A 4,320-nucleotide genomic window follows, 5' to 3' on the forward strand; every position below is an offset into this window, starting at 1 on the left:
AGCGGCGGGCCTCGGCGCACAGCACGTCCGCGCTGCGCGCCGCGAGCACGACCCGGGCGCCGCGCCGGGCGAACGCGAGTCCGACGGCGCGCCCGATGCCGCTCGACGCGCCGGTGACCACGACCACCTTGCCCCGTACCGGGTCCGTGCGGCGTGTTCTCATGCCCCGGCGTCTCACCCCATCCGGGCACTTCATGCACCGGGAGGCGACGGCATCCGATGGACCCTTGCCGGCCCCGATCTGGATGGTCTCCAGGTCCTGTCTGCTCCCCGCGCCCGCGGGGATGGACCCCACCCAGGAAGTACCCATGAACTACACCAAGACTGCTCCCCGCCCGCGCGGGGATGGACCCGAGACGGAGGCCAGATGGCTGGCTCTGTCCACGTGAAGAGGTTCTGGTTCAGGTTCTGTGACGCGCCCACGCTGAGTGACGGCGCAACGGCAGCTCGGGATGACCTACCGCACCGTCAAGCAGCTCGCAGGCGCCGCGATGCCGGAGGAGCTGTTCACCGGTCAGCGGCAGAACCGGCCCTCCGTCCTCGACGACTACAAGCCCTATCTGGACGACCGCTGGAGCGAGGGCTGCACCAACGCCTGGAAGCTGTGGGAGGAGAAGGGTCTGCCGCACGAACGTGCCACTCGGCTACCAGGGCAGCTACCAGCGCGTTCGCGCCTACCTGCGCGACAAGCGCACCTCACCGCGGCCGGTGAACGCCCGGCCGCCCACGCCCCGAACCGTCGCCGGATGGATCCTCCGCCGTCCGGACACCCTCACCGAAACCGAGCAACTCCAACTCAAGGCCGTCCGGACGCACTGCCCCGAGATCGACGCCCTCACCAGGCACGTCCGCTCCTTCGCGACCATGCTCACCGCGCGCCAGGGGGAGCGCCTGCCCGACTGGCTCGATGCCGTCCGGCAAGACGACCTGCCCACCCTCCACACCCTCGCCGCAGGCATCGGCCGCGACCGCGACGCCGTCATCGCCGGCCTGACTCAGCCCTGGAGCTCAGGTGCCGTGGAAGGGCACGTCAACCTGATCAAAATGCTCAAGCGCCAGACGTACGGCCGCGCTGGCCTCTCGCTGCCGCGCAAGCGAGTCCTCCTCGCTTCGTGAGGGCAGCTGCTGCTGTCAGCACCTCAACGGTTCGCGGCTCTGCGAATGGTGACCACGGACAAGAACGGGTCAGTGGGCGGCACCAGCTCCCTGGAGGAGACCTCTACAAGGTGTGCCGGAGCATCGCCATGCTGCAAGGCGGTCACGTACTCGATGATCTGAGCGTGGGAGAGCACGGGCACTCTTTGGCGCAGGATGTGCATGGCATGAACCCTCCCGCGAGCGCCTGCCACCGCCCGGACCTCATCGTGCAGATCGTCCACTGCGGTCCGCGTGACCTGCCTTCGAATGCGGACTCGGTAGTCCGCCTCCCACGCGTCCATTACTGCGGAGACGACACCGATCTGATGCAGGCTCCCGTCCACGCGGTCGACAAGGTACGGCCCATTCCCGGCCAGCGCGAAGTCTGGGTTTCGGGTGCGCAGGTACTCCTCGGATGTCCAGTAAATGATCCATACCAACTCATGCTGCTCCACATGCGACACAGCCGTGCGCATCGGGACAAGCCCAAGTGAAAGCTCCCGTTGGTAGTCGCGTTCCAGTTCTTCCTCAACGATCTGAACTGCGGCATCTCGTTCAATCACTTTGGCAGCATCTCGTACGGCCCGGATGGCTACCCCCAAGTTTCCTGCTTGCTTCACGTCTTGGCAGACCGCAGTGGACGCACGTGAACAGAGCCAACGCTGCTGATTCTCCGAGGTGTGGGGTAACCCGACGATCGCTTACGGCGACCTCGGCGCTCAAGGGTGGATGGCTCGGACGTGGTCGGCTGAGAGATGGAGTTCGTACGGCAGGCAGCAGTCGGAGCAGAGGGTCGCGACGAGCGTTCCGCAGGCGCACAGCTGGTTCATTCCGCCATCCGGGGTCGCTCCGCAGCAGGCGGAGGAGGCGTGCTGCAGAGTCAGGCCGCGCGCGTCGTCCGGGTTGATGACGATGTTGCCTCGCGGGCCCTGCGACACCAGCCATTGCCCGTCCACGTTGCCTATCGTCCCGCGGCGCGGCATCGCCGGCCCGGGGACGTCGGTGGCGACCAAGGGGGCGCCGTAGGGCTCCGTCTCGATGGCGTAGCAGCCTGACGGTACGGTCGCCGGCGACGGGCCCGGCTCGTCCGCATCCCACCACGCGAAGAACGGCGGCTCGGGAACTGCCGGCAGCCGGGTAAGTGGTTCCGTCAAGGGGGCGCCACACGTCGCGCACACGAAAAGCACCGCTTGGCACGCTGCCCCACCGCTGATGTCAGCAGACGTGGCGGCCTGCTCCAGCGCGGGCTGATCATTGCCCCGATCCTGGTCTTGCTCATCGTGCATACGTTGACCGTACGCGGCACGCTGCCGGGCTCCGCGGCCACCCCACCTTCGGGACGCACGACACCAGTCCCGAGTCGCACTACTGAGCGCTGCTGAAACTCGTTTCTGGTCCAACTTCTGGGCTCTGTCGCTGATTTGGGGGTGGTGGCGAGTTGATCATGGTGAGAGCAGGATGCGGCTTCGTAGAAGACCGAAGTTGGCGCGGCCGTACATCTGTCTCTTCAGCAGCTTGATCCTGGTGACGTTACCTTCGACTGCTCCGGACGTGTAGGTCGTGGTGAGGGTGGCCTGGATGGTCGCGCGGTCGCGCCGCATGCCGCTTGCCAGGGTTCGGAGTTCGCGTTGTCCGTCGAGGCGGACGTCGGCGATCCAGACATCGAGAGCCAGGTGCTCACCGCGGCGATCACGGACCATGAGTGCCAGCCGACGGGCGTACTCGACCGTCGGCGCCAGCGCGGGATTCCGCTCGCACAGTTCGTCGAGACCCTTTCGTTCAACGTCTGTGAGGCGCTCGGGCCGGCGCATGACCCAGTCGGTGACCCTGCGGACGGTCAGGTGGGGCAAGGGGGCGGTGACCGGGATGGCACCGCTGATAGGGCTTCAGGTGCCGGCGGACGGTGTTGACGTCGCCGTGGTAGCCCAGTCGCTGGATCTCCCGGGTAAGGGCGGAGGCGTTGGTGCAGCCCTCCGTCCAGCGATGGTGCGGGTAGAGGCGGTAGTCGTCGATCAGGGAGGACCGATTGGTGGCTGCGATGAGAAGTTCATCGACGCCGGCGGCGCGTGCGAAGCGGTCGACCGTGCCGCGGCTGAGCTGGAGGTCGCGCGCGATGGCGCGAAGGCTGTCGCCGCGTTCGATGCGCTCGTGAATCTGCTGGTGGCGGTCGCGGGTGCGGGCGACCAGAGGCCGGGGCCGGCCGTGGATGTCCAGCTCAGAGCGGTCGTGTCCTTCGGGGGCGAAGCCGTCGTAGGTCCCGCCCTTGGCTGCTCTCGACGGTCGGCCCCTCCTCGGCAACGCCCGGAAAGGGCGGTGGTCAGGTGGGGGCGCTGGGTTGCCCAGTGCTCCTTCCGGTGGTGCACGCGCGGTGGTCGTGCGTGAGCCGGTCACCGGGGGAGGGGCACGGGGGTGAGCGTCCGCATGACAGGGCTGCTCAGGATCGTGACGGGAAGGTTCGTGGTGGCCGGCCGGCTGGCCGGCGTGCGTGCGGGTTCTATCTGCGAGGGTTGCGCTGCCGGAGTGCTCGGAGCGTGTCTCGCAGGGAGGATTCGGGCGGCAGGCGGAGGCACGGGTTGAGACCGGCCCTCAAAGCGTGGCGGCCCAGTGCGGTGGCAGCCGGGACCAGAGCGATGAGGCGAGTCGGGCCGTCGGTGGTGTCGTGGTCGGGGTGGCTGTGGGAGCCGATGATGATCCAGCGGAGCAGTTCGGCCAGTTCGCGGTGTCCGACGGCGGCGAGGGCGATGCCCGTGAGGATGACGGCGGTGAGGGCGGCGGTGAGCTTGCTCTTGGCGCGGCGGATGTGGGTGGCGACGGTTCCCCGGTGGATGCCGGTGAGTTCGGCGATCTGGCTTTGGGTGTAGCCCCAGCCCTCCTGGAGCAGGACGAGGCGGCGCTGGGAGCCGGTCAGTTCCAGGAGGGCGGGACGGGCATCGAGGATGGCGTCGGTGTCCTCGTCGTCGAGGTCGCTGACCCACAGGACGCTGTGTGCTTTGGAGGTGGGGGCGGTGGTGTCGAAAGGGGCGGCCGTCCTGCGGCGGCTGAGGTCCTTGACCTGGTTGCGGATGACCGTACAGAGGTAGGCGTAGGGGTTGTCGATCGTCGTCTTGCCGCGGTTGACGAGGACGCGTAGGTAGGCGTCCTGGACGACGTCCTCGGCGTCGGCGCGGGAAGCGGGCAGGTTCT

General features: G+C 68.0%; 7 protein-coding genes. 2 read left to right on the forward strand and 5 right to left on the reverse strand.

The window, feature by feature from the left end; genetic code table 11:
• On the reverse strand, positions 1-310 hold a 310-nt coding region (locus IE321_RS43110), incomplete at its 3' end, for an SDR family NAD(P)-dependent oxidoreductase (protein ID WP_308439758.1).
• Positions 311-633: 323 nt separating this feature from the next.
• On the opposite strand from IE321_RS43110, the gene IE321_RS40870 reads away from it, so the two are divergent.
• Positions 634-1,116: a transposase gene (locus tag IE321_RS40870; protein WP_190226690.1), complete on the forward strand. Its 483-nt coding sequence runs from the start codon at positions 634-636 to the stop codon at positions 1,114-1,116.
• Between the two features lie 23 nt (positions 1,117-1,139).
• Here the strand turns inward: IE321_RS40870 and IE321_RS40875 are convergent, their stop codons facing one another.
• The 3 genes from IE321_RS40875 to IE321_RS40885 form a co-directional block, all read right to left on the reverse strand.
• Positions 1,140-1,700, reverse strand: a complete 561-nt coding sequence (locus tag IE321_RS40875) for a YrhB domain-containing protein (RefSeq protein WP_190226691.1) — start codon at positions 1,698-1,700, stop codon at positions 1,140-1,142.
• Positions 1,701-1,856: 156 nt separating this feature from the next.
• Complete coding sequence (locus IE321_RS40880; protein ID WP_190226692.1) at positions 1,857-2,423, reverse strand: hypothetical protein; 567 nt, start codon at positions 2,421-2,423, stop codon at positions 1,857-1,859.
• A gap of 156 nt (positions 2,424-2,579) precedes the next feature.
• Positions 2,580-2,948, reverse strand: a complete 369-nt coding sequence (locus tag IE321_RS40885) for a transposase (RefSeq protein ID WP_190226693.1) — start codon at positions 2,946-2,948, stop codon at positions 2,580-2,582.
• Between IE321_RS40885 and IE321_RS40890 the strand changes: the two genes are divergently transcribed.
• Positions 2,947-3,519, forward strand: a complete 573-nt coding sequence (locus IE321_RS40890; protein ID WP_190226694.1) for a hypothetical protein — start codon at positions 2,947-2,949, stop codon at positions 3,517-3,519. The genes IE321_RS40885 and IE321_RS40890 overlap by 2 nt on opposite strands.
• A gap of 112 nt (positions 3,520-3,631) precedes the next feature.
• Here IE321_RS40890 and IE321_RS40895 read toward each other — a convergent pair.
• A partial coding sequence (locus IE321_RS40895; protein ID WP_190226695.1) for an RNA polymerase sigma factor occupies positions 3,632-4,320 on the reverse strand: 689 nt, incomplete at its 5' end.

It is taken from the genome of Streptomyces hydrogenans, from assembly GCF_014656075.1.
In the GTDB taxonomy this organism is placed as follows: domain Bacteria; phylum Actinomycetota; class Actinomycetes; order Streptomycetales; family Streptomycetaceae; genus Streptomyces; species Streptomyces hydrogenans.

Excerpts from the sequence above, each read along its gene's own strand:
- IE321_RS40880 (WP_190226692.1), bottom strand. The coding sequence starts at position 2,423 with ATGCACGATGAGCAAGACCAGGATCGGGGCAATGATCAGCCCGCGCTG.
- IE321_RS40890 (WP_190226694.1), top strand. The coding sequence starts at position 2,947 with ATGACCCAGTCGGTGACCCTGCGGACGGTCAGGTGGGGCAAGGGGGCG.
- IE321_RS40885 (WP_190226693.1), bottom strand. The coding sequence starts at position 2,948 with ATGCGCCGGCCCGAGCGCCTCACAGACGTTGAACGAAAGGGTCTCGAC.